Source organism: Paraeggerthella sp. LCP19S3_G8, assembly GCF_052119225.1.
Lineage (GTDB): Bacteria > Actinomycetota > Coriobacteriia > Coriobacteriales > Eggerthellaceae > Paraeggerthella > Paraeggerthella hominis.
In genome coordinates this window covers 138748-162597 of the sequence record NZ_JBQKFQ010000002.1, presented here as the reverse complement: position 1 = coordinate 162597, position 23850 = coordinate 138748, and the positions used below count along the sequence as shown (strand labels likewise).

General features: G+C 62.1%; 19 protein-coding genes and 2 tRNA genes. 19 read left to right on the top strand and 2 right to left on the bottom strand.

Going from position 1 to position 23850, the window contains the following annotated elements; all coding sequences use genetic code 11:
- Positions 1-22 precede the first annotated feature (22 nt).
- The 6 genes from ACTQZK_RS02620 to lysS all read left to right on the top strand — a co-directional run bounded on the left by ACTQZK_RS02620 (position 23) and on the right by lysS (position 5177).
- Positions 23-448: a PaaI family thioesterase gene (locus tag ACTQZK_RS02620; RefSeq protein WP_114567910.1), complete on the top strand. Its 426-nt coding sequence runs from the start codon at positions 23-25 to the stop codon at positions 446-448.
- Positions 449-656: 208 nt separating this feature from the next.
- Positions 657-733, top strand: a tRNA-Pro gene (locus ACTQZK_RS02615).
- Between the two features lie 814 nt (positions 734-1547).
- Positions 1548-2390, top strand: a complete 843-nt coding sequence (locus tag ACTQZK_RS02610) for a CpsD/CapB family tyrosine-protein kinase (RefSeq protein WP_418830495.1) — start codon at positions 1548-1550, stop codon at positions 2388-2390.
- A gap of 365 nt (positions 2391-2755) precedes the next feature.
- Positions 2756-3019, top strand: coding sequence for a twin-arginine translocase TatA/TatE family subunit (gene tatA / locus ACTQZK_RS02605; protein ID WP_114567912.1), 264 nt, complete (start codon positions 2756-2758; stop codon positions 3017-3019).
- A 174-nt stretch (positions 3020-3193) separates the two neighbouring features.
- Complete coding sequence (gene greA / locus ACTQZK_RS02600) at positions 3194-3664, top strand: transcription elongation factor GreA (protein WP_114567913.1); 471 nt, start codon at positions 3194-3196, stop codon at positions 3662-3664.
- Between the two features lie 16 nt (positions 3665-3680).
- Entirely contained in the window at positions 3681-5177 is a 1497-nt protein-coding gene (gene lysS, locus ACTQZK_RS02595) for a lysine--tRNA ligase (RefSeq protein ID WP_216528940.1), read from the top strand.
- A gap of 464 nt (positions 5178-5641) precedes the next feature.
- Here the strand turns inward: lysS and ACTQZK_RS02590 are convergent, their stop codons facing one another.
- Positions 5642-6355: a hypothetical protein gene (locus ACTQZK_RS02590; RefSeq protein ID WP_231088198.1), complete on the bottom strand. Its 714-nt coding sequence runs from the start codon at positions 6353-6355 to the stop codon at positions 5642-5644.
- 1092 nt (positions 6356-7447) lie between these two features.
- On the opposite strand from ACTQZK_RS02590, the gene ACTQZK_RS02585 reads away from it, so the two are divergent.
- The 12 genes from ACTQZK_RS02585 (at position 7448) to ACTQZK_RS02530 (ending at position 20970) form a co-directional block, all read left to right on the top strand.
- Positions 7448-10012, top strand: coding sequence for an ATP-dependent Clp protease ATP-binding subunit (locus ACTQZK_RS02585; protein WP_441898324.1), 2565 nt, complete (start codon positions 7448-7450; stop codon positions 10010-10012).
- A 69-nt stretch (positions 10013-10081) separates the two neighbouring features.
- On the top strand, positions 10082-10924 hold the full coding sequence (gene ispD / locus ACTQZK_RS02580) for a 2-C-methyl-D-erythritol 4-phosphate cytidylyltransferase (RefSeq protein WP_114567809.1): 843 nt from the start codon (positions 10082-10084) through the stop codon (positions 10922-10924).
- Between the two features lie 40 nt (positions 10925-10964).
- Positions 10965-11471, top strand: a complete 507-nt coding sequence (ispF, locus tag ACTQZK_RS02575) for a 2-C-methyl-D-erythritol 2,4-cyclodiphosphate synthase (RefSeq protein WP_225748985.1) — start codon at positions 10965-10967, stop codon at positions 11469-11471.
- A 72-nt stretch (positions 11472-11543) separates the two neighbouring features.
- The gene (gene cysE, locus ACTQZK_RS02570) at positions 11544-12215 is read left to right on the top strand and encodes a serine O-acetyltransferase (protein WP_225748773.1); all 672 of its coding nucleotides are present in this window, start codon (positions 11544-11546) and stop codon (positions 12213-12215) included.
- Positions 12212-13714: a cysteine--tRNA ligase gene (gene cysS, locus ACTQZK_RS02565; RefSeq protein ID WP_216528937.1), complete on the top strand. Its 1503-nt coding sequence runs from the start codon at positions 12212-12214 to the stop codon at positions 13712-13714. The genes cysE and cysS overlap by 4 nt, the downstream gene beginning before the upstream one ends.
- Positions 13715-13887: 173 nt before the next feature.
- Positions 13888-15132 (top strand): peptidase U32 family protein, encoded by a 1245-nt coding sequence (locus ACTQZK_RS02560; protein ID WP_225748774.1) that lies wholly within the window; start codon positions 13888-13890, stop codon positions 15130-15132.
- 118 nt (positions 15133-15250) lie between these two features.
- Entirely contained in the window at positions 15251-16084 is an 834-nt protein-coding gene (locus tag ACTQZK_RS02555; RefSeq protein WP_441898321.1) for a TspO/MBR family protein, read from the top strand.
- 103 nt (positions 16085-16187) lie between these two features.
- The gene (locus ACTQZK_RS02550; protein WP_114567804.1) at positions 16188-16487 is read left to right on the top strand and encodes a CDP-alcohol phosphatidyltransferase; all 300 of its coding nucleotides are present in this window, start codon (positions 16188-16190) and stop codon (positions 16485-16487) included.
- Between the two features lie 179 nt (positions 16488-16666).
- Positions 16667-16742 (top strand) — tRNA-Ala (locus ACTQZK_RS02545).
- A 1043-nt stretch (positions 16743-17785) separates the two neighbouring features.
- A complete protein-coding gene (locus ACTQZK_RS02540) occupies positions 17786-18781 on the top strand; it encodes a helix-turn-helix transcriptional regulator (RefSeq protein ID WP_441898319.1) in 996 nt (331 codons plus the stop codon).
- Between the two features lie 120 nt (positions 18782-18901).
- The gene (locus tag ACTQZK_RS02535; protein ID WP_441898317.1) at positions 18902-19636 is read left to right on the top strand and encodes an ABC transporter ATP-binding protein; all 735 of its coding nucleotides are present in this window, start codon (positions 18902-18904) and stop codon (positions 19634-19636) included.
- On the top strand, positions 19633-20970 hold the full coding sequence (locus tag ACTQZK_RS02530; protein WP_441898315.1) for an FtsX-like permease family protein: 1338 nt from the start codon (positions 19633-19635) through the stop codon (positions 20968-20970). Before ACTQZK_RS02535 ends, ACTQZK_RS02530 begins: the two co-directional genes overlap by 4 nt.
- 588 nt (positions 20971-21558) lie before the next feature.
- Here the strand turns inward: ACTQZK_RS02530 and ACTQZK_RS02525 are convergent.
- Positions 21559-22404, bottom strand: coding sequence for an Mrp/NBP35 family ATP-binding protein (locus ACTQZK_RS02525; RefSeq protein WP_114567800.1), 846 nt, complete (start codon positions 22402-22404; stop codon positions 21559-21561).
- 142 nt (positions 22405-22546) lie between these two features.
- Here ACTQZK_RS02525 and ACTQZK_RS02520 point away from each other — a divergent pair, with 142 nt between their 5' ends.
- Positions 22547-23848 carry an amidohydrolase gene (locus ACTQZK_RS02520; RefSeq protein ID WP_114567799.1) on the top strand — a complete coding sequence of 434 codons (1302 nt, stop codon included), beginning with the start codon at positions 22547-22549 and terminating at the stop codon, positions 23846-23848.
- Positions 23849-23850: the final 2 nt, after the last annotated feature.

Genomic DNA, 23850 nt, shown 5'->3' with positions numbered 1-23850 from the left:
CGGATCAGTAAGGAGGAGCCTTATGGCCTTGACCGATACCCTGCATATCGAGGCGACCGATGTCTGCGAAACCCGCGTTGAAGCGGTAATGCCCATCACGCCGGACCTGTACCAGCCGCATGGCTACCTGCACGGCGGGGCGACCATCGCCTTGCTTGAAACGGTGGCGAGCATCGGAACCGAGCAGAACACCGATTTCGATAACGAGCGTCCTTTCGGCATCGACGTGCATGTGCGTCATCGCAAGAGCGGGAAGAACGGCGTGCTGCGCGGTGTGGCCGAGCTTGACCGTCAGGAGCCTTCGAGCGCGGGCGGAGTCAAGCAGTATTGGAACGTGGTCGCGTACGACGAGGACGGCGACGTGGTGTCCGACGGCGTGATCATGACGAAGATCGTGCCGCTTGCGCGTCTTGCTCAGAAGGAGCAGGAGCGCGCCGCCGCGCGCTGACGACGGGGTCTGCACCGCGATCGTGGGCTTTTCCCGTTGGGCGGCGCGCTGCCGTCGTTGTCCGAAGCGGCCGTGAGGCTGCGGGAGAGGCGGCTGAAAGCGAGTCCGAGAAACGGGCGGGAAAATTCTGACGGAAATTCGGGTCATTTTTCCTTTTGCTTTTCGATTCGTTGTGCTATCATATCCGTCGCTGCTTGAAGCAGTACTTCGGGTTGTGGCTCAGCTTGGTAGAGCGCTGCGTTCGGGACGCAGAGGCCGCAGGTTCAAATCCTGTCAACCCGACCAGAACTTGCAGGTCAGTCGTTCGCGGCTGACCTTTTTGCATTTGGGGAAATGCCAACTTGGGGGAGTTGGCGAATTCGGCACCGCAAGCCCCCCGCGCACGGGCGCGGCGTGCGCGGGGGGCTTGCGGTGCGGGGGGCGTGCGGTGCCGGGGGCGGCGCACGCGCGATGCGACGCGCGCGATCGAGCCGCGGGACGGACCCGGCCTTTCGCTGCGGCGTCGCGAAAGGCCGGGTTCCCATCGAGAGGCCGTATTCTGGTAGCGCTCTTGGTGTCCGCCAAGGCCTTGCGCACGAAAAACCGCCCTCGCTGGCAGGTTCTGACGGTTAGGGGTTGCCGAGCCGGCCGCCCTCTTCGCCGCTGCCGGACCCGTTTTGCGTTTCGCCTGGCCATGGCTCCTAGCTGCCGAGTTGCGTTTCCCCGGGCGCCCATCCTGCCGGGTCGAACGACCCCAAACCGTCAGAACCTGCCAGCGAGGGCGGTTTTTCGCGCGCGGCCGATGGGGGAATGGGGCGGATCGGCGGCCCGGGGGCTTCGACGGCGTAGAACTGGGGCTGCGGGCGCGTCCCGCAACTCGGAGCCGAGCTGCTGCCCGTCCGCAACGCGGGGCCGAGCCGCCGCCCGTCCGGGTCGCCGCCTCGTCGAGCGCGAGAGTCGGGGCTGCCGACGGTCGCAAAGATCTTCCGAGCGGTTTTCCTTTGACGTGAGCCGTCGAGGGGTCTATCTTCTACTCAAGTTAGAATAAGTGAACTTACGGTGCCCTGCTTGACGCGAGGAGCCGGGGCCAATGCAGCACGGCTGAACAAAGGAGCGACTTGTGGCCAGGAAAAAGAAATCCGCATCCAACGCGCTCGAAGTGCAGAACGCGGCGAAGACGCTCTTCGCGAACATTCGCTTCATGTCGCCCGACTCTCCGATACGGTCCATCGTGATTACCAGCTCGGTGCCGAACGAGGGCAAGTCGACGTGCTCGATCGAGCTTGCGCCCGCCATTGCCACATCGGGCAAGACCGTGCTGCTGGTGGAGGCCGACATGCGCCGGCGGGCCTTGGCCGACGCTCTTGGGGTGCGTCCTCCTGCAGGCGTGTACGCGGTGCTGACCGACGCCGTGCCGCTTTCGCGGGCCGTGGCCGCCACGCCCACGCCGAACCTGTACTTCCTGGACGTCGAGCCGAACATCCCGAACCCGGCCGACATCGTCTCGTCGAAACGCTATGCCAAGCTGGTGTCCCTTCTTGAGGAAAGCTACGATTACGTGGTGTTCGACACTCCGCCGGTGGGTACGTTCGTCGATGCAGCCATCCTGTCCACGTTGGCGGATGGCACGGTGATAGTGGTAAGGCCGAATCTGGCAACGCGTGCCGAACTGGTGGAAGCTTGCGAGCAGCTGCAAAAAGCCGATGCCAACATCCTGGGCATCTGCGCTACGTTCTGCGAAGGGACCGACTCCGAATACTATTACGCTTACTACACCAACGACGGCGAGCGCGTGAAGCGCGGCGATGATGCGGGCGCGACGCAGGGCCGTACTGCCGCCGATCGGCTGGAGCGCATCCAGGGGATTTCGCGATCTTCCGCAGAGGCCGAACGGCTGCGTGCGTCTTTGAACGGTGCTTCGCGGGCAGCTTCCTCGCGTTTTCGGAGTCGCGGCGATCGGTAGGGCGTTAAGGCGGCCACCTGCGAACCCTTTGCCGGGGCGCCTCTTCGTCAGTGCATACTATGGCGACTGCAAGGCAATTTCTCGCAAAATCGGGAAGCATGCTTCTCATGCTGGTGCATTTGCGGTAATATACCCAGAGTTGTCCGACGGTATCGCTTATACGAACCTCAGACGACGGCATGGCTTGGCTGCGAACCGCTTTGGGATGCGGGTCGCGATTCCAAGCCACGTCATCCCAGGTATGGAGCTTGGAAGGGATGTGCTTTTCTGCAACATCCCTTTTTTGCATAGGTACATCACCCTGACGAGCAGGGTGGGGCGGGGTCGTAAGGCGCGGCCTTTGCACGAGCAATTTGGAGGAACGTATGAAAATTTTGGGAATGGGGATGCCGGAGCTTCTCATCATCCTTGCGGTGATTTTGCTCATCTTCGGCCCGAAGAACCTTCCGAAGCTTGGCAGCGCGCTTGGCAAAACCGTCAAGAACCTTCGCGACGGCATGGGCAGCAAGTCCATCGAGGACGCCGACGATGAGGAAGAAATCATCGAAGAGGTAGTGGAAGAGCAGCCGGCCAAGAAGACGACGACGGCTCGGAAGACCACCACCGCCGCTAAGAAAAAGGCCGAATAGCTCAACAGTTTTGTTCGGTATGCGGTATGTGCAGGTCTGGCCTTGCACATACCGCTTTTTTCATATCAGTGCGGAAACACCGAAGCCGCGCATTTCATCACAGCGAAAAATATAAGGAAGCACGCTTGAAAGCACGAGCGTGCCTGTTTTTGTAATTGGGACAGGTGAGAAAACATGGCAGACGGAAACTTCATTCTTACACAAGAAGGCAAGGACAACCTCGAAAAAGAGCTGCACTACCTTGAGACCGAGAAGCGCGCCGAGATCGGCGAGCGCATCAAGGTTGCTCGCGAGTTCGGCGACATCTCCGAGAACTCCGAGTACGACGACGCGAAGAACGAGCAGGGCATGATGGAGGCGCGCATCGCCGAGATCAGCCGAATCCTCTCCGAGGCGACCGTGGTCAACACGCCGAAGCGCTCTTCGCGCGTGAACATCGGCTCGGTGGTGACGGTCACCATGGGCGGTCGCGAGCGCGTGTTCACGATCGTCGGCGGCGCGGAAAGCGATGCCGCCGCCGGCAAGATCAGCAACGAGTCTCCCGTGGGCGCCGCGCTGCTGGGCCGCAAGAAGGGCGATGTGGTGGAAACGACGGGCCCGACCGGCCGCCAGGTCACCATCACCATTGAGAAGATCGATCACTAAGATAAAGGAACCGCAGATGAGCGACACCACCGACCAGATCATCGAAGACGACCCCATTGAAGTGCGCCGCGCGAAGCGAGCGGCTCTCATCGCTGCGGGCAAGAACCCCTACGGCCACGCGTTCGAGTACACGCATCATTTGACCGATCTTGTCCAGCAGTACGCCGACCTTGAAGACGGCGCTTCCACCGAGGACGAGGTGGACGTGGCCGGTCGCGTCATGGCCAAGCGCGATCAGGGAAAGCTTGCGTTTTTGGAGCTGCGCGACTCGACGGGCGACATCCAGTTGTTCTGCCGCATCAACGTCTTGGGCGAGGATGCGTTCGCGGAGCTCAAGGATCTGGACGTGGGCGACTGGATCGGCGTGCATGGAACCATGATGCGCACCAAGCGCGGGCAGCTGTCCGTGGCCGTGCAGTCGTTCGAACTTTTGAGCAAGAGCCTGCGTCCGCTGCCGGAGAAGTTCCACGGTCTGGCCGACAAGGAGACGCGCTACCGTCAGCGTTACGTCGACCTGGTCATGAATCCCGAGGTCAAAGAGACGTTCGAGAAGCGCTTCAAGATCGTGGCGGCCATTCGCCGCTACATGGAGGACCAGGGCTTCTACGAGGTCGAGACCCCGTTTCTGCATCCCATTCTGGGCGGCGCGAACGCCAAGCCGTTCGTCACGCATTTCAACGCGCTCGATCGCGACTACTATCTGCGCATCGCTACCGAGCTGCCCCTCAAGCGTTTGCTGGTGGGCGGATTCGAGAAGGTGTTCGAGATCGGCCGTCAGTTCCGCAACGAGGGCATGGATCCGTTTCATAACCCCGAGTTCACCACGATGGAGGCCTATCAGGCGTTCTCCGACCTCAACGGCATGATGGAACTCACGCAGGGCTACATTCAGGCTGCTGCGATGGCCGCATGCGGCACCATGCAGGTGACGTACCAGGGCCAGGAGATCGACCTGTCGGGCGACTGGCCGCGCAGGTCCATGATCGAGCTTGCCACCGAAGGGGCGGGCGAGCCGGTGAACTTCGACCGCACGCTTGAAGAGCTGGTGGCTATTCTGGAGAAGAACGGCGGGCACGCCGATGCGGCTTGGGGCAAGGGCAAGCTGATCGCCGAGATCTTCGAGGCCGTGGCCGAAGAGAAGCTTATCCAGCCGACGTTCGTGATCGATCACCCGCTCGAGGTGTCTCCTTTGGCCAAGAAGAAGGCCGACGACGAGAACCTGACCGAGCGCTTCGAGCTGTTCATCTGCGGGCACGAGTACGCGAACGCCTTCGGCGAGCTGAACGACCCGGTTGATCAGGCCGAGCGTTTCAAGGCGCAGGTGGCTGCAAAGGATCTGGGCGACGACGAGGCCATGGGCTACGACGACGACTACGTGCGCGCCCTCGAGTACGGCATGCCGCCGGCGGGCGGCGTGGGCGTGGGCATCGACCGCTTGGTCATGCTGCTGTCCGACGCTCCGTCGATTCGCGACGTGCTGCTGTTCCCGCACATGAGGGACGAAGCGAAGTAGAACCTGCATGCGAGGGCGCTCCGAAAGGGCGCCCTCGCTGCTTGTGCGGGTTCAAAGGCGCTGGCGTGTTGGCGGCCCCTCGCTTGGACAGCCGGACGCGCGCCGGGCGATGGCGCTTTCGGGCCGACGAGGCGGCTATGCGGGACTTCGCCTGCGTTCGGGCCGTCAGCGCACGAAAAAACGCGATCGCTGGCAGGTTCTGACGGTTTGAGGTCGTCGTTTCGGCCCTTCGTTTCGCAAGCCGCAAACACTTCAGTATCGTGCCTGGTCAGAAGCCCGATCGAAAATGAAGTTGGGGAAGGGCAGCGTGAGGCGCGCGCTCGGCAACCTCAAACCGTCAAAACCTGCCAGCAAGGGCGGTTTTTCGCGCGCAACGTGCCAGCCGCAATCGCTTTGCTTGCGACGTTGCTCCGAGCTTCGTCGGCTGCGCTGCGTGAGTTGTACGGTCGGAAGCGTTTCTGGCGTTACGCGAAAAGCCCCTTTTGACTGAGCAACTGCCGACGAAGTTCAAGCTGCTTGAGCGAATAGTCGGAGCAAGCGGGTCGTATCCGCGCTCCTAAGTGGCCGGCCAGAATACGTGCGAAGCGGTTGTATTCTTGGTAGTTTGCCACCTGGCGCCAAGTGGCGGTCACCACGGTCAGGCCGAGTGCTTCGAGCGCGTTGCGTCGGGACGCATCCTCGGCGATGCGCTTCGCGCCGGTATGGCAGAGGGTGCTGTCGTATTCGACCGCCACGCCCCTGTCTCGCCAAAGCAGGTCGCATCGAAAAGAGGAGCGGCTGGTTGTCCAGTTGCTGTGCTGCGGAATCGCTACGGTAGCGTTCATGGCGGGATGCTCCAACTTGCTTCCCCCGTACAGATAGGGAAGCGTTAGCAGTTCGGCGAGGGTCGATTCGCGCGGAGAAGCCGATCCGCCCAAAACGTGAGGAAGTGCCCGGCGGGCTGCTTTCGTTCCATGCAGGTATCCTGCGTTGTCTAGGTACGAGGCCAGCTTTCTCGGATTGGTCAAAGGGGGCCTGTTCCTGATTCCGTAGGGGTGCTGCTTGTCGGGGGCGAACGTGCCGCAGAACTCGTACCCCAAATGGACTGCGAGGGGAAAGCCGATCGCCGACGCCATGTGCACGAAAGTCAGTTCGGGGCAGGTGACGAAAACCGGTTCGTCGAATCCAGGGAAGAACACGGCCCTTAACGATCTTTCCGGTAGGGATTGCGCACGGTGAACGATGAGGGCCGAACTGGCTTTCCTGTTTTCCCGAGCAAGAACGTGGACGGGCAGGGACAATGTGCCGCCGCGAACGAGCGCATGCGTTCGCATGTCGGAGCCGTGCGGAGCTTTCTCGGGCACGGTCGTGCTGCGGCATACGCTGCGCGCCGATCCGACGTCGCTGAGTTCGGATCGCCAGAATTCAAGGGCCGATGTATGGGTTAGGATGGTTTTCATGGTGTGAGTTTAGCACCACATAATACCAGGTCAATAGTTATTTTATGGTTTAGATTCCTGCTGGATTCGCGCTAAATTTCTGTTGGATTTCAGCTAGATCCGCGCTAGATCCGCGCTAGGTTTTTGCTAGATCCGTGTCAGACTCGCGCAACGTTTCCGCTAGATTCCTGCTGGATTTCGTTGCGAGCTGGAAGCTGCGCGCAAAAAAACGGCGACCGCTGGCAGGTTCTGACGGTTTGGGGTCGTCGTTTCGGCTCTTCGTTTTGCAAGCTGCGAGCGCTTCGGTATCGCGCCTGGTCAGAATCCCGGTCGAAAGTGGCGCCGGGGAAAGGCTGCCCATAGCGCGCGTTCGGCAACCTCAAACCGTCAGAACCTGCCAGCGAAGGCGGTTTTTCGTGCGCAACGTGCCGCCTGCAAGGGCAGCGGGGCTTCCTGCTCGTGGTGGCTTCGTTGCTGCGGCGCCTCGCACGCATGCCCGCACGCCCGCAGCGGCATCGGTGCCTGCTCGCATCGCCCGCCCGTCCGCGCCGCCGTCACCCGCCCGCCCGCCCACATTCGCGGCTCGCATCGCACGCCCGCCCGCACCCGCCACCCGCGGTTGTTCGCGCCCGCAACGCGCTGCGAGACGCCTTGGCAAATGCGGGCGTCTCGGGATAATCCGGCGGTTCGTGCACGTGGCGCGAAAGGTCGTGATACGATGGATCCCGTCGCCTCAACGGCTCGACTTGTGGAGCCGCCGTGTGCGGCGTCCAGGTGAATTGGCACTCGATCAGTGCGAGTGCTAACATGGACGAGTAACACTGAAGTATCGCCGCGAGAATCGAGGCTTACATGTCATTCGAGAAGTTCACGGACAAGGCGCGCAAGGTGCTCGTCCTGGCCCAGGACGAAGCGCGCTCGCTCCATCAGCCCTATGTGGGGACCGAGCACATCCTTCTTGGCCTTATCCAGGAGAAAGACGGCTTGGCTGCTCAGGCGCTCGATCGCCTGAACGTCAAGTACGACGCCGTGGTGCAGGCTATCCGCCAGGTGGTCGCCATCGACGAGGACACCGACGTGTCCGGGCACCTGTCCTTCACGCCGCGCGTGAAGCGCGTGCTGGAGAACTCCCTGCGCGAAGCCATGCAGATGGGGCAATCCTACATATCGACCGAGCACTTGCTGCTGGGCATCGTTCGCGAAGGCGACGGCACGGCGCTCGAAGTGCTCACGCGCCTGGGCGTGGCGGGCGACGACGTGCGCGCAGCCCTCAACGACCTGGTGGGGCAGAGCCCGGTGTACGCCGGTCGCAACCCCTTCGACCCGAACGGCGGCACGTCGGACAGCGTGCTCAAGGAGTTCGGCACCGACTTGACGCAGAAGGCGCGCGACGGCAAGCTCGACCCCGTCATCGGTCGCGCCGGCGAGATCGAGCGCGTGATGCAGGTGCTCAGCCGTCGCCAGAAGAACAACCCGTTGCTCATCGGCGAGCCGGGCGTGGGCAAGACCGCTGTGGTCGAGGGCTTGGCCCAGCTTATCGTGTCGAATCAAGTTCCCGATATCCTGCGCGGCAAGCGCCTGTTCACGCTGGACGTGTCCGCGCTCGTTGCCGGGTCCAAGTACCGCGGCGAGTTCGAGGAGCGCCTGAAGAAGTGCATCAAGGAAGTGATGGACGCGGGCGACATCATCCTGTTCATCGACGAGATGCACACGCTTATCGGCGCGGGTTCGGCCGAGGGCTCCATCGACGCCGCCGCCATCTTGAAGCCGCCGTTGTCGCGCGGCGAGATCCAGGTTGTCGGCGCCACCACCATCGACGAGTACCGCAAGCACCTGGAGAAGGACTCCGCTTTGGAGCGTCGCTTCCAGTCCATCACGGTGGGCGAGCCGAACGAGGAGCAGGCGCTGCGCATCATGGAGGGCCTGCGCGATCGCTACGAAGCGCACCATCAGGTCCACTTCACCGACGAAGCCCTGCAAGCTGCCGTCAGCTTGGCGGGCCGCTACATCCAGGATCGCTACCTGCCCGACAAGGCTATCGACGTGCTGGACGAGGCGGGCGCGCGCATGCGCATCCGCAACATGACCCTGCCCAAAGAGCTGCGCGATCTGGACGAAGAGCTGCGCAAGCTTCGCGGCGAAAAAGACGCGGCTATCGGCGCGCAGGATTTCGAGCGCGCGGCGCAGCTGCGCGACCAGGAATCCGACCTCAAGAAGAAGCGCGAAGAGGCCGAAAAGCAGTGGGAGGAAGACGCGCAGAAGTCCGTCCATCAGGTGACCGTCGAGGATATCGCCGATGTGGTCTCCATGACGACGGGCGTGCCCGTGTCGAACCTGACGGAGGCCGAGACCGAGAAGCTGCTGCGCATGGAAGGCGTGCTGCACGAGCGCGTCATCGGCCAGGAGGAAGCGGTCACGGCGCTGTCGAAGGCCATCCGCCGTTCGCGCAGCGGCCTCAAGGATCCGAAGCGTCCGGCCGGCTCGTTCATCTTCCTGGGCCCTTCGGGCGTGGGTAAAACGGAGCTTTCCAAGGCGCTCGCCGAGTTCCTGTTCAATTCCGAGGACGCGCTCCTGTCCTTCGACATGTCGGAGTACATGGAGAAGCACAGCGTGTCGCGCCTGGTGGGCAGCCCTCCGGGCTACGTCGGCTTCGACGAGGGCGGCCAGCTGACGAAGGCCGTGCGCCAGCGTCCCTACTCGGTGGTGCTGTTCGACGAGATCGAGAAGGCTCACCCCGACGTGTTCAACATCCTGCTTCAAATTCTGGAGGAAGGTCGCTTGACCGACGCGCAGGGCCGCACGGTGGACTTCCGCAACACGGTCATCATCATGACGTCGAACGTGGGCGCGCGCGAAATCGCGCAGCCTACCACGTTGGGCTTCTCCACCGAAGAGCAGGCGGGCCTGTCCGACAAGGAGATCAAGAGCCGCGTCATGGCCGAGATGAAGAAGCTGTTCAGGCCTGAATTCCTGAACCGCATCGACGAGATCATCGTGTTCAAGTCCTTGAACGACGAGCAGATCGCCGAAATCGTCAAGCTCATGGTGGCCGACCTGCGCGAGCGCTTGATCGACCAGAACATGTCCATCAACTTGAGCGACGCCGCATGCCGGCTCGTCGCGAAAGAGGGGACCGACGCGGCGTACGGCGCTCGTCCCTTGCGCCGCGCCATCCAGCGCTTGCTGGAAGACCCCCTGTCCGAGGAAATCCTCGAGGGCAAGTGGACCAGCGGTTCGGTCATCGACGTGGACGCGGTCGACGGCGAGCTGGTGTTCACGTCGGGTTCCGGGTCTATCCCCGCGCCTCGGAAACGTGATAGCATAGCAAGAGACGCAGAATTGCTGCTGACGAACTACGACTTGGGCCATGCCGGCGTGTCCGGCGGCGGGTCCCTGTCCGGCGGTGCAGCTGATTAACAAGATTCCGGCGGTCGAATGGCCGCCGGAACTGTATGATGCCACGAACGACCTACAAGAAGGAACGGTATGACCAAGACCATCGACCCCGTATTCTCCTCGGAGGTTCTGAAATCTCCGGAGCTTGCCTTCGACCACTTCGACTTCGATGCGATCTCGCAGGCGATGGGAGGGCTTAAAGGGGAGGTCGACAAGAACCCGCAAACCGCAGCCATCATACTGGCCGGCGGCACGGGCGACCGCTTTGGCAAAGAGGGCGGCAAGCAGCTGGTGGAGATTGCCGGCAAGCCCATTCTTACCTGGTCGGCCGAGGCGTTCGACGCGGTGGGCGACATCGGTCTCATCGTTATCGTGTGCCCGGAGGAACGTTGCAGCGAATACCTCAAGCGCGCCATCGACCCGTTCCCGTTCGTGACGCCCGTGGTAGTGGCCCCTGCGGGTCCCAGCCGCCAGGAGTCGGCGTTTTCGGGCTTGGAGTACGTGCCCGACGACTACGGCTACGTCATCCTGCATGACGGCGCGCGGCCCCTCATCACGCCGGAGCTCATCTCGCACACCATCAACACGCTCAAGGGGAACATCGAGTCGGACGGCGCCGTGGTGGCGCATCCGGCGGTCGACACGCTCAAGGTGGTCGAAAACGGCGTCATCATGGGAACGCCCGATCGCCGCGTGTTCTGGAACGCGCAGACGCCGCAGGTGTTCCGCGCGGGCATCTACCGGCGCGCCCACGCGTCGGCGCTGTCCGACGGGTTCATGGGCACGGACGATTCGTCGCTCATCGAGCGTCTGGGCGGCAAGGTGCTCGTGGTCGAAGGAAAGCGCGACAACATCAAGCTGACCGTGCCCGAGGACTACCTGATGCTGGTAGCGGCGGTACGGGCCATGTACATGAAGGGGATGGAAGAATAGTGGCGGGCGCGACGACTTTTCCGGAGGTCCGCTCATGAGCATGTCCTGCAGCGACAATCCGTTGTCGAACCTGCGCATCGGGCAGGGCTACGACGTGCATGCGTTCGCCGAGGGTCGCAAACTGATTTTGGGGGGCGTGGACATCCCGTATGATCGGGGGCTTTTGGGCCATTCGGATGCCGACGTGCTGGCGCATGCGATCTCTGACGCGCTTCTGGGCGGCGTGCGCGGCGGGGACATCGGAAAGCTGTTCCCCGATACCGATCCCGCTTTCAAGGACGCCGATTCCCTCAAGCTTTTGGAAGCCGTGGCGGCGTTCGTGCGCGATCGCGGCTACGAGATCCTTGACGTGGACAGCGTGATAGCGGCGCAGGCCCCGAAGCTTTCGCCGTATCGCGACCAAATGCGTCAGAACCTTGCGCAGGCTATGGGAGTTTCGGTCGACAGCGTGGGCGTGAAGGCCACCACGACTGAGCGTTTGGGTTTCGAAGGCCGTGAAGAGGGCATATCCGCTACCGCAGTCTGTTTGCTCTGTCGATGTCGTTAGGGGTCGGCTGCCCCGAATTGCAGCCGGCACGCTTCGCTATGCTACAATTCCACATCGACAGTTAGGGTATTCATGAACATATTCAAAACCATTGGCGAGGACATCCGAGCGGTCAAGGACCGCGACCCCGCAGCTCAGAACTCGTTCGTCATCTGGCTGACGTACCCGGGTCTTCATGCCCGCTGGTCTCATGTGGTCGAGCATTGGCTGTGGAACCACGGGCTGAAAAGCCTCGCTCGCATATCGTCGCAGTTCACGCGCTTCATGACCGGCGTGGAAATTCACCCTGCAGCCGTGATAGGCCGACGCTTCTTCATCGACCACGCCATGGGGGTCATCATCGGTGAAACCACGATCATCGGCGACGATTGCACGCTGTACCAGGGCGTCACGCTGGGCGGTACCGGTAAGGAAACCGGAAAGCGCCATCCTACGCTGGGAAACAACGTGCTGGTGGGCGTGGGTGCGGCGGTGCTCGGCAACATCACCATAGGCGACGGCTCGAAAGTGGGCGGCGGCGCCGTGGTGGTGAACGACGTGCCGCCGAACTCCACGGTGGTCGGCATTCCCGGTCGCGTGGTGGTGCGCGACGGGCATCGCGTTGAAAGCGAAGCGAAGGATGCGGCGCAGCACAAGGAGAATCTGCCCGATCCCATCGAGGAGCGGTGCGCGAACCAATGCGAGCGTATCGAGGCGCTCGAACGCAGGCTGAAGGAACTTGAGGAGCAGAAGGGGCGCTCATGATCAAACTCTACAACACCAAAGCGCGCGAAAAGGTGCCGTTCGAATCGCGCGAGCGCGGCAAAGTGGGCATGTACGTGTGCGGGCCCACGGTGTACAACTACATCCACATCGGCAACGCGCGTACGTTCATCAGCTTCGACGTCATCCGTCGTTACTTCATGTGGCGCGGCTTCGACGTGACGTTCGTGCAGAACGTCACCGACGTCGACGACAAGATCATCGCGAAGGCGAACGAGGAAGGGCGCGAGGCGTCTGCCGTGGCGGCCGAGTACACGGCTGCGTTCATCGAGGACATGCGCAAGGCGAACGTGCTCGATCCCGACATTCGGCCGAAGGCGACCGAAGAGATCCCGGCCATGATCGAGCTTATCCAGGAGCTGATCGACGGCGACCATGCGTACGAAGTGGACGGCGACGTGTACTTCGCCGTGCGGTCGTTCCCCGCGTACGGCCAGCTGTCGGGCCGCAACGTCGACGAGATGGAATGCGGCCACCGCGAGCTGCGCGCTGACGGCAAAGGCATCGAGGACCGCAAGCGCGATCCGCTCGACTTCGCGCTGTGGAAGGCGGCGAAGCCCGGCGAGCCTTCGTGGGAGTCGCCTTGGGGCCAGGGCCGTCCCGGTTGGCATATCGAATGCTCGGCCATGTCGCGCAGGTACCTAGGACTGCCGTTCGACATTCACGGCGGCGGCGCCGATCTGGTGTTTCCGCATCACGAGAACGAATGCGCGCAAAGCGAAGCGGCGTGCGGCTGCACGTTCGCGAACTACTGGATGCACGGCGGCATGCTGCAGATCAACGCCGAGAAGATGAGCAAGTCGCTGGGCAACTTCATGCTGCTGCGCGACGTGCTGGAAACGACGCGCCCCGAAGTGCTGCGCTTCCTTATGCTGCAGACGCATTACCGCAGCCCCTTGGATTTCTCCGACGAGCGCTTGGCCGAGGCCGAAGCGGCGCTCGGACGCATCGAGAACGCGGTTCGCAATCTGGATTGGCAGCTTGAGAACGTGGAGGACGTTCCGTCGCCGCTCGATACGCGCGAGCTGATGAAGCGCGCGAAAGAGGCCAAGATCTCGTTCATCTTGGCCATGGACGACGATTTCAATACGTGCCGCGCCCTGGGCGAGGTGTTCGACCTGGTGGCCGACGTGAACGCGCAGGTTACGGGCAAAACGCTCTCGCTTTCCGATGTGCCCATCGTGCGCGAGGTGCGCGATACCATCGTGGAACTGGTGGGCGTGTTCGGCATCGACGTGGCGGCGGCTGCCGACTGCGACGAGTCCGACGCGTATCCCGCCGAGGTTGTTCCCTTGGCGGCGGACGTGGCCGGTTACGTTGGCTCGGATGCGTCCGAGGCCGTGGAAGCGCTGCTGGCGGCTCGCACGGAGGCGCGTGCGGCCAAGGACTGGGGTCGTGCCGACGCCGTTCGAGACGGCCTGTGCGCCCTTGGGTTCGTTATCGAGGACACCCCGCAGGGGCCGCGGGTTTCTCTGGCTTAGGCTGTCTGTAGATTTGCCGGCTGACGAGGCCGGATGACGTTACGGGGTCGTGCAGCACGGTTCCGTCGCTTGATCGCCGCTTTCGCGCGCTTGCCGTGCGCTCGGCGATGCATCGCGGCGGTTTCGGACGCTGCACGGCCTTTTGCTCGCTTACGAACAACGAGGTTTCGACTATGCTTGGTCAAAATCGTACTCCCGAGCTGCTTGCCCCCGCTGGAGGGCGTGCGCAGCTGGAGGCTGCCGTGCGCTTCGGCGCGGACGCGGTGTACTTAGCTGCCGATCGGTTCGGGATGCGCCAGCGTGCCGAGAACTTCGCGCTATCCGATATCCCCGACGCGGTCGCGTTCGCGCACGCTGCGGGTTCTCGCGTGTTCGTGACCATGAACACGCTTATGCATGCAGACGATTTGGCGGCGCTGCCGGAATACCTCGAGGCGCTTGCCGCCGCGCAGGTGGACGCGTTCATCGTGAGCGACTTGGGGGCGTTTCGCCTTGCGCAGAGGCATGCGCCCAGCGTGGCGCTGCACGTGAGCACGCAGGCTTCCGTAGCCAATGCCGAAGCGGCGCGCGTTTGGCATGAGCTGGGGGCGTCGCGCGTGGTGTGCGCGCGGGAAATGAGCGTGGAGGACATTGCCCGCATGTGCGCCGATGCGCCGCGCGAGCTGGAGATCGAGGCGTTCGTACACGGGGCCATGTGCATGGCGGTGTCCGGTCGTTGCCTGATCAGCTCGGTCATGGCGGGGCGCTCGGGCAACAAGGGGCACTGCACGCAGCCGTGTCGCTGGAGCTACGCGTTGGTGGAGGAGAAGCGCCCGGGCGAGTACTATCCCATCGAGGAGGACGTGCGCGGCTCCTACGTCATGAACGCGCAGGACCTCAACATGCTGGTGCATCTGGACGACCTGGCTTCCGCGGGCGTGGATTCGTTCAAGATCGAGGGGCGCAACAAGCGGGCGTTCTACGTGGCCTCGGTGGTGCACGCGTACCGCTCGGTGCTCGACGGGGCCGATCCGGCCGAGGTCGCTTCGGAGCTGCTTGCCATTTCCCATCGCCCGTACGGCACGGGGTTCTACTACGGCGACGCCGAGCAGGCGCCCGACCGCGACGGCTACCTGAAGGAATGCCTGCACGCGGGCACGGTCGAGTCGTGCGAGCCCGCCGGGGAAGGGCTGTGGCGCGTGCGCGCGACCTGTCGGAACCGGTTCTGCGAAGGCGACCGCTTGGAGGTCCTCTCGCCTCGTCGGCCGGTGGGCTTCGTGTCGGCGCGAAACCTTGCGTGGGTTCCTCGGCCCGACGAGGACGATCCTTGCCCGGCGCCCGTGCCGGTGGCCGTTGCGAACCGCGCTGCCGAGTCTTATGCGTTCTTGGTCGAGGCCGAGCTTCGGCCGGGCGACTTCCTGCGCATCCGCATGAGCTGAGCGTACCGAAGCGATCCCTTATCGAGAGGGTCCCGTTACGCTTGTCGCGCCTGCTTGGGGCTATGCTGAGGTATCGATCCTCAGCAGCTTCAATGCTCCTAGAAAAGCGAGGTGCACCATGTCCGGTCGTGCGTATCGTGCTTCAACCGCATCCGTCGCCACGCGTCGTTCGTCCGCCGTCGAATCGGGCGGGCATCGCGGCCGCCTAACGCCCGAGACAGTGGTTATGTGGACTGCGTACGTGCTTACCGTTGCGGGAAACGTGGCCATAGAGGCCGGGCGGCTTGGGGGTGTTACGTCGGCGACGGTTGCGTACGGGGTGTTCGCCTGGTTCACACCGGCGGGCTACGTGTTTTCCATCTGGTCCTTGATCTATGTGGCGCTGATCGTGTGGCTGGTTTCCTACACCAAAGGCGCTTCTGCCCGACGTAGGCTCTTCACGCCGACGGCCGGCTTGTTCGTTGCGAGCAGCGTTTTGAACGTGCTCTGGCTGGTGCTGTGGCATTTCCAGATGATCGCTGCTTCCTTCGTCGTTATTTTGATCGACTGGTTTGTTCTGGCGGCGCTGTATTTGACCGTCAGGCGGGGGACCGATTCTCTTGCTGGCTGGGTTCCCGTTTCCATCTATACGGCATGGGTGACCGTTGCGACGTTGTCGAATCTGGCTATCGTGGTCACACGGGCGGTTGGAGGGGGCGTCCCGCTTTTGAACGGGTTGTCCGTCGTAGTGTTGACGGCGGGCGTTGTTTCCCTGGGTCTTTTCATGTGGGCGAAGTTTGACGATGCGACGTTTCAGCTGGTGTTTCTATGGGCTTTGGTGGGCGTTGGCGTGCATGTGCTCGAGGTGTCGTCGGTGACGGCTGTGGCCGTATGGGTCCTCTGCGCTCTTGGCGGGCTGTCAATGCTTGCGTCTTTCGCGAAGTCGCGCAGCGCGTCGCGCGGGCGAGCCTAGGCGTTTCTTCGATTCGCGGGCAGCTAATATTTGTTTTTCGACGAAACGCCCCGCGCTTCTTGCTATGATAAGCGCAAGGTAATCCCGGACGAAAGGGGTTGTTATGGGAACGAAAGCAGCGGAGGCGCTCGACGTATCCTTTGACGAGCTGCCGAACTACCTGCACGCGAAGCATTCCGTGTACATGGAGGTCGGCAGCGCAACGTACTACCTTACCGACGTGAACGACCGGTACTGGCGCGCTCAGGCTACCGATCGGCTCAACGACAAGGGACACTACGTCGACGCGAGCGACCTGGTGCCTACGGTGAGCGAGTTCTTGACGCTTCCTTTTGCGGACGGGAAATCGATCGCCGACTTGTTTGACGAAGCGACGTTCTACGCGTCCGAGAAAACCGAATAGCAAAGCCGAAAGGCGGTCGATCGAACGGCCGCTTTTCTTTTTTGCGCGCGAGGCACAGTGCGGCTGCTCGAGGGTGCTCGAGAGTGCTCGAGGGTGCTTGTGCTCATGCTCAAAAATTTTTTCAAAAAACCGCTTGACCCTCGATCTGATTCGGGTATACTAGTCCTCGCACTTTTGAAGGGGCCTTAGCTCAGCTGGGAGAGCGCATGGCTGGCAGCCATGAGGTCAGGGGTTCGATCCCCCTAGGCTCCACCATTAATTACGCAGGTCAGGCAGTGATTGTCTGGCCTGCTTTTTTATGTTTGGGGAAATGTCACAAATGTGCCCCCCCCCCCATGAATTTTCACCGTACGTTCTCGTGAGCGGCGCGATGCGCACGGGACACGGGGTGCAGCACGATATACGGCGATCGGCCTGTGGGGCACGCCGCGTCGCGCATGCGTATGGACTGCGAAATGGAACCGAGTTTTTTCGCGGTGCCGCGAAAGCTCGACCTTCTGTCAAAACGAGCGAGTTTTGCTGGTGAATTAACGTCTACAAGGAACTTGCGCACGAAAAACCGCCCTCGCTGGCAGGTTTTGACGGTTAGGGGTTGCCGAGCCGGCCGCCCTCTTCGCCGCCGTCGGACCCGTTTTGCGTTTTGCCTGGTCATGGATCCTAGCTGCTGAATTGCATTTTCCCGGGCGCCCGTCCCGCCGGATCAAACGACCTCAAACCGTCAGAACCTGCCAGCGAAGGCGGTTTTTCGCGCGCAGCCGATGGGAATGGGGCGGATCGGCGGCCCGGAGGGCGGCAGCAGCGTGGGTCGGCGACTCGGGAGCGACTGCCACGCGGAACGGCGGCCCGGAGGGAGCGGCCACAACGCGGAACGGCGGCCCGGAGGGCGGCTGCAGCGCGGATCGACAGCCCGGGAGCGGCTGCGGCACGTCGGCGGCTCGGGAACGTCTGCGGCGCAGACGAAACCGGTGCATGTTGAAGCTGGCTTATGGGAGGTGCAGCTGTTGGCTTGCGCAAGCCGAATTGCCGTTTGAGCGGAGTCGAACGCTGGGGGTCTGCGGCATCAGGCTGGATCCATGGATTCGTACGCGCAGTCGGTGCTTTACGCTGCTCCCTGCAGCCGTTTACCTTGTTCGATCTTGCTTATCGTTTTTGATCGTTGCTTGTACATTATGCTGTTGACCTGCGATTTGATACCAAAAGTTGTCATGTTATCAAGAAAAACGCAGCCGCAAGTTGGTTGATTGCCCGTCTTGGCATCGCCATTATGGCAAGCGTTGATTCATATGCGAAGAATCCTTTTGTTCGATGATTCGATTTCAGGTAAAGGATGGGATATGGGCTTTCGCGCTAACATGCAGCACCTACGCGCAACGCGCAACATGACGCAAGAACAACTTGCCATGCTGTTAGGGGTAAGCCGCCAGTCTGTGTCGAAATGGGAAGCGGAGCGTGCGTATCCCGAGATGGACAAGCTTCTCAGGATGTGCGATTTGTTTGAATGCACGCTTGATGAGCTGGTCTCGGGGGATCTGACAGGAAGACCGGGAAAGGCCGTCGCCGCCGTACCTCGCGTGGAGGCATTGCAGGATGTGACGGGGTACGATCAGGCGATGCGTGCGTTTGCCTGGAAAACCCCTTTAGGTTTGTCTGCATCCATGATGGGAATTGCCCTTGCTGTTCTTTTTTCGGGGTTCATGCCCGTGCAAGGAGCGATCAACCAAAGCTATGCGAGCGTATTGGCGTTTTTGGGGATTGCTGTCGGATGTGCATTCGCTTTACCGGCGATATTCGATCGTCGTGAATTTCGTAAGGCTCACCCCTTCGTGGAAGATTTTTATACTGCCGATCAAAAAAGCCAGTCCCGTGCGGCTATGGCGATCGGGCTTGTTGCGGGCATCGGGTTGATTTTGGCTGGCTTAGCGGGTGCTGTCGTGCTGTGGGCCGACGTATGGACGGCCACCGCGACCGGGTTGGCGTTCTTTTCGGTCGGCGTGTTCGTGATGGTGCGTGGGCGGTTGCTGTCGTTGCGCTGCGATTTGCCCAAATACAATTGGACCTCGCTGCGTAGCATGACCGAGCTCCAGATCGAGGCTTTGGATGACCAGGATCTTGCTTCTCGGGCTCGGCGGGCAAGACGGGAACGGAACTTGCTCGTGGTCATCATGAGCGCTGCTACCGTGGCGGGGTTGATCATGATATTCATCCCAGCGTTGAACAGGCTCTTTCTTCTTTCGTGGCCTATTGGCGGCTTGGTGTACGTTGCGATTAAGGCATTGTGCTCTATGCGGAATTAAGGGCGGAAAGCCATATTCGCTCGTTTTATTTCAATGGATCTTTTCAATCGCGTTCTTTTTTGGATGGAGGTATCCGCTCTAGGGTTCTGCTGTCTCGTTCACCTGTTCTAAGGAGGGCTCATGGGTGCTGCAATCGTCGCGCGCAATGTGTGGAAATCGTTTGGTGCGGGCCGAAAAAACAATCGTCGGACAGTTGATGTGCTGAAGGGCGTCAGCCTTACTGTCGATGCTGGCGAGATGGTGAGCATTGTCGGTCCGAGCGGGTCGGGTAAATCGACCTTGCTGTATTGCTTGTCCGGGCTGGAGTCGGTCGGGTCGGGTTTTGTCGAAGTGATGGGAAAGCGAATCACGAAAGCGAGCCGGCGTTCTCTTTTCAAGATCCAAAAAGATCATCTGGGATTCGTTTTTCAGTCGTACAACCTGATACCCTCGCTGAATGCGGGCGAAAACGTATGGCTACCTGCGCGGTTTGCGGATCGATCGACAACGAAGGAGCACGTGCGCGCCTTGCTCGACGATATGGGACTTGCGGGTCGGTGGAACAGCTATCCGTCCGAGTTGTCCGGAGGCGAGCAGCAGCGCGTAGCTATAGCTCGCGCGCTTGCGAGCGATGCGGACGTGGTGTTCGCCGATGAACCGACGGGTGCACTCGATTCCAAGAGCGGCCGTGATGTCTTGGGCATGTTGCGCAGCGTTAGCAACGACGGGCGACGGTCGGTAGTGATGGTGACTCATGATCTGGAAGCTGCTTCTTTGGCCGATCGCGTTCTCGTGCTTAAGGACGGTCTCATCGTGCGAGAGATGGGACGGTCTACTGCGGCTGAGATACTTGAGGCTATGGAGGTGTCAAGATGATCAAGCTCGCATTCGCCGATCTTCGCGATCATATCCTTGTATGGGTCGGGGCGTTTGCTGTCGCGTTGGCATGCGGCTATGTTGGGGGATGGGTCGCCTCGCTTGCCGCATCCGCGAGCACCTGCGAAAGCCTTCGAGATCTCGGTTGGGTTGTGCTCGTGTTCTCGGCTATTGCGGCGATGGCGGTTATCGTGTCGGTTGCGAACTTGACGGTCGCGGCGCAGCGTCGCTCCTACGCCTTGTGGCGACTCGCCAACGTCGACCCGCGCTTGGTGAGTTTGGTGGTCCTTGTTCAGCTGGCTGCGGTCGCGGTGCTTGGTGCTGCATGCGGTACGTTGATTGAATCGGTTACGTTTGTTCCGCTGTTTCCCTGGGTGTTCGATTCTCCTAATTACCGTTCGATCGATCAGGCGGCGCTCGACGTAGGCGTGTCTTTGATGCCGTTGGTTTGGCTTGCGGTTGTGGGGGCGTTTCTTGTAGGAGGGTCCAAAGGGGCCCGTCTTGCGGGAAAAACGGAGCCTATCGTGATCTTGCGTGAGCGGGAAGCGAAGGGTAGGGGAATGACGTGGGTGCGAGGAGCGCTGTTCGTGGGAGTGCTCGTGGGTATTTGCCGGCTTTCCGCTTTCATGGCCGAAGCGGATCCGGGTGCCGTGGTGTCCAGCTCGCTGTATCCCCCTATTCTTATAATGACGTTGCTGGCGGTTGCCGCTCCTCTTATGCTTCCGGCGTTGATGAGAGCGTGGACCGCGATCGTGCCGCAGCGGTGCGGAGGCGTTTGGCAGCTGGCGCGTCGTTTCGCTTGTTACGGCCTTGCTGCGAGCGTTTCGATCGAAACGCCCATCATGGTGGGATTTGGCTTTGCTGCAAGTATATTTTCCCTTTCGGGGCTGCTGGGAATATACGCGCAGCAGCAAGATATGGCTGATCTGAGCACGAGTCTGGATTGGACGTCGTCCGTTTTGCTTCTTGGCGGTCCCGTGCTGTTGTGTTCGGTTGGCGCGGCAGCCGGCGTGGTGATGTCTTCCAGGTCGCGCGCTCGCGATGTCGCCGTTCTTTCTGTAAGTGGCGTCGGATCAGCCGCTTTGTTGGCTGCTGCTGCGTGGGAGGCGTTTATTCATGCGGTTAACGCCACTTTGCTGGGCATGCTCGCTGTATTGGCATCGGAGGCTATTGTGGCGAACGCCGCCGGCTTGTCCCTTTTCGACGGCTTGGCTTTCACTGAAGGTCTTGTTGTCTCGGTGGTGGGATTTGGCCTGGTTCTTGTTTCGACGCTGGTTCCTACCTGCATTGCTCTTCGAAGAAGGACATTCTCGGCTTTTCGGACGCATGGATGATCGTCGCGGCTGCGCCGCGAAGGGCCGGGCTCCCTCGGGAGGCCGGTTTCGGTCAGCGCATTGCCGTCCGTCGAGGCATTGCGCACGAAAAAACGCCTTCGCTGGCAGGTTTTGACGGTTAGGGGTTGCCGAGCTGGTCGCCCTCTTCGCTGTCGCCGGACCCGTTTTGCGTTTTGCCTGATCATGGCTCCTAGCTGCTGAGTTGCATTTTCCCGGGCGCCCGTCCCGCCGGATCAAACGACCTCAAACCGTCAGAACCTGCCAGCGAGGGCGGTTTTTCGTGCGCAGCCGATGGGAATGAGGCGGAACGGCGGCTCGGAGGGCGGTTGCGGCGCGGATCGACAGCCCGGGGAGCCGCAGCGCGGGTCGGCGACTCGGGAGCGACTGCAGCACGTCCGCGGCTCAGGGGCGACTACGGCGCGTCCGCGACCCGGGGGCGGCTGCGGCGCAGGGCTGGGTCGCTCCTGCCCAATGGGCCCGCGCTTCTCCCTCAAAACCAAGAAGGCCTCCCCGAACGCTTGCAGCAACGTCCGAGGAGGTCTTCGTCGAGGTTGGGGAGGGGTGTCTAGCGATGCCTTGCCGGGGTCTCTATTCCGCGGCGCAGGCCTGCTCGATTTGGGCGATGATGGGGTCGAGCGCTCCGTCCACGTCGTAATCCTCCACGCGGCCGGCATCGCACAGGCGCGCGAACGCCGGATCGATGGGCAGGGTGGCGTAGGCGGGGATGTTGTAGCGCTCTGCCACGACGGAGCCCTGGGGCTCGCCGAAGATATGATGCTCCTTGTCGCAGTTGTCGCACTTGAAGTAGGCCATGTTCTCCACCAGGCCCAGCAGCTCGACGTTCATGTCGTGAGCCAGGTTCACGGCCTTGCCCACGATCATGGCCACAAGCTCCTGCGGGGCCGACACGGTGACGATACCGTCAACCGGCAGCGACTGGAACACGGTGAGCAGCACGTCGGAGGTTCCCGGAGGCATGTCGACGAACAGGTAGTCGATCTCGCCCCAGTTCGTTTCGCTGTAGAACTGGCGGATGGCGTTGCTGACCACGGGCCCGCGCCATGCTACCGGCACATCGTCTTTCGGAAGCATGAGGTTGGTGGACATGACCTTGATGCCGCTTTGCGTCTGCGACGGCAGGATGCCGTCGGCGTCGGCTGCCAGGGGGTTGGTGATGCCGAACGTCTTGGGAATGGAAGGACCGGTGACGTCTGCGTCCAGAATGCCCACGTTGAATCCGCGCTTCTGCATTTGGCTGGCCAGCAGGCTGGTCACGAGCGACTTGCCCACGCCGCCTTTGCCGGATACGACGCCGATGACGTGCTTGATGTTGCTGCGGGAGTTGGTTTCGATGGTGGAGGGACCTTGGGCCGTGCGATCGCCGCAACCGGACACGCCGCAGCTGCCGCACTCATGCGAACATTCTTCTGCCATGACTTCCTTCTTTCTGGGTTTTCAACGCCCGTCTGCGGCGGGCGCGTCTCTCGTCGTACCGCGCATGATAGCATAAGCTGAAGCAACGAAACGGATAGAAAGCGGGCTACGCACGATGCGGTCCGCGAAAGAAAGGGCGCGCATGCTGTTTGCAAATATCAATCTACTCGACGATAACCTGGACTTTCGCGAAAATCAATGGGTGGGTGTTGCGGACGGGCGCATTACCTACTTGGGCGACACGCCGCCCGAGTCCGTCGCCGCGCAAGCGTTCGGCGAAGTGTACGACGGCCGCGAAAAGCTCTTGCTTCCCGCGCTGTACAACGCGCATGCGCACGCGCCCATGACGCTGCTGCGCGGCTACGCGGAGAACCTTCCCTTGCAGGCGTGGCTCAACGACGCGGTGTTTCCGTTCGAGGCCAAGATCACCCCGCAAGATTGCTACTGGGGCACGCTGTTGGCATGCGCCGAAATGGTGCGCTACGGCGTGGTGAGCTTTTCGGACATGTACTACCACATGCAGGAGGGCGCTCGCGCCGCCATCGATGCGGGTATCAAGATGAACCTGAGCGACTCGCTGATCGCGTTCGGCGACGTGGGGCTGGACGATTTGCCGCTGCGGTCGCAGCTCATCGACCTGATCGCGAATTTCCAAGGCGCGGCCGACGGGCGCATTGTGGTGGATTGCAACATCCACGCCGAGTATACGTCGAACCCGCGGGCGGTCTCCGACATGGCCGAGTTCGCGCGCGAGCATGGGCTTCGCTTGCAGGTGCATGTGTCGGAAACGCAGCTGGAGCACGAGGAGTGCAAGCAGCGCCACGGCGGCCTGACGCCCGTGCGCTACTTCGAGAGCCTGGGTGTGCTGGACGGCCCGGTGACCGCGGCCCACTGCGTGTGGGTGGACGATGGGGACATCGACGTGCTGGCGGCCAAGGGCGTGCACGTGGCCGCCAATCCCGCGTCCAACATGAAGCTGGGCAGCGGCTTCGCCCCCGTCCCCAAGATGCTCGAGCGCGGGGTGAGCGTGTGCCTGGGCACCGACGGCATGGCCTCGAACAACAACCACGACATGTTCCAGGACCTGTACCTGCTGGCCCTGCTGTACAAGGGGTCGACGCAGGACCCGGCGGCGGTCTCGCCCAAGCAGGCGCTCGCCGCCGCCACGCGCGCGGGCGCGCTCTCGCAGGGGCGCGAGGACTGCGGCCTGGTGGCCGAAGGGGCGCGGGCCGACCTGTGCGTGCTCGACGCGTCGGGCCCGTCCTGGGCGCCCATGACCGACCCGCTCTCGAACGCGGTGTACGCGGGCCATGGCGCCGACGTGTGCCTGACCATGTGCGACGGGCGCGTGGTGTACCGCGACGGCGCGTGGCCCACGATCGACGTCGAGCGCGCCAAGGCCGAGGTGTCCGCGTGCACGAAGCGCATCATCGGGGAGTTGTAGAA

What these genes read in the sequence shown, in the direction of transcription:
- greA (WP_114567913.1), top strand. Translation starts at nt 3,194, where the DNA reads ATGGCAGACGGAAACTTCATTCTTACACAAGAAGGCAAGGACAACCTC.
- ACTQZK_RS02520 (WP_114567799.1), top strand. Translation starts at nt 22,547, where the DNA reads ATGCTGTTTGCAAATATCAATCTACTCGACGATAACCTGGACTTTCGC.
- cysE (WP_225748773.1), top strand. Translation starts at nt 11,544, where the DNA reads ATGAACATATTCAAAACCATTGGCGAGGACATCCGAGCGGTCAAGGAC.
- tatA (WP_114567912.1), top strand. Translation starts at nt 2,756, where the DNA reads ATGAAAATTTTGGGAATGGGGATGCCGGAGCTTCTCATCATCCTTGCG.
- cysS (WP_216528937.1), top strand. Translation starts at nt 12,212, where the DNA reads ATGATCAAACTCTACAACACCAAAGCGCGCGAAAAGGTGCCGTTCGAA.
- ACTQZK_RS02555 (WP_441898321.1), top strand. Translation starts at nt 15,251, where the DNA reads ATGTCCGGTCGTGCGTATCGTGCTTCAACCGCATCCGTCGCCACGCGT.
- ACTQZK_RS02550 (WP_114567804.1), top strand. Translation starts at nt 16,188, where the DNA reads ATGGGAACGAAAGCAGCGGAGGCGCTCGACGTATCCTTTGACGAGCTG.
- ACTQZK_RS02560 (WP_225748774.1), top strand. Translation starts at nt 13,888, where the DNA reads ATGCTTGGTCAAAATCGTACTCCCGAGCTGCTTGCCCCCGCTGGAGGG.
- lysS (WP_216528940.1), top strand. Translation starts at nt 3,681, where the DNA reads ATGAGCGACACCACCGACCAGATCATCGAAGACGACCCCATTGAAGTG.
- ispF (WP_225748985.1), top strand. Translation starts at nt 10,965, where the DNA reads ATGTCCTGCAGCGACAATCCGTTGTCGAACCTGCGCATCGGGCAGGGC.
- ispD (WP_114567809.1), top strand. Translation starts at nt 10,082, where the DNA reads ATGACCAAGACCATCGACCCCGTATTCTCCTCGGAGGTTCTGAAATCT.
- ACTQZK_RS02530 (WP_441898315.1), top strand. Translation starts at nt 19,633, where the DNA reads ATGATCAAGCTCGCATTCGCCGATCTTCGCGATCATATCCTTGTATGG.
- ACTQZK_RS02585 (WP_441898324.1), top strand. Translation starts at nt 7,448, where the DNA reads ATGTCATTCGAGAAGTTCACGGACAAGGCGCGCAAGGTGCTCGTCCTG.
- ACTQZK_RS02620 (WP_114567910.1), top strand. Translation starts at nt 23, where the DNA reads ATGGCCTTGACCGATACCCTGCATATCGAGGCGACCGATGTCTGCGAA.
- ACTQZK_RS02525 (WP_114567800.1), bottom strand. Translation starts at nt 22,404, where the DNA reads ATGGCAGAAGAATGTTCGCATGAGTGCGGCAGCTGCGGCGTGTCCGGT.
- ACTQZK_RS02535 (WP_441898317.1), top strand. Translation starts at nt 18,902, where the DNA reads ATGGGTGCTGCAATCGTCGCGCGCAATGTGTGGAAATCGTTTGGTGCG.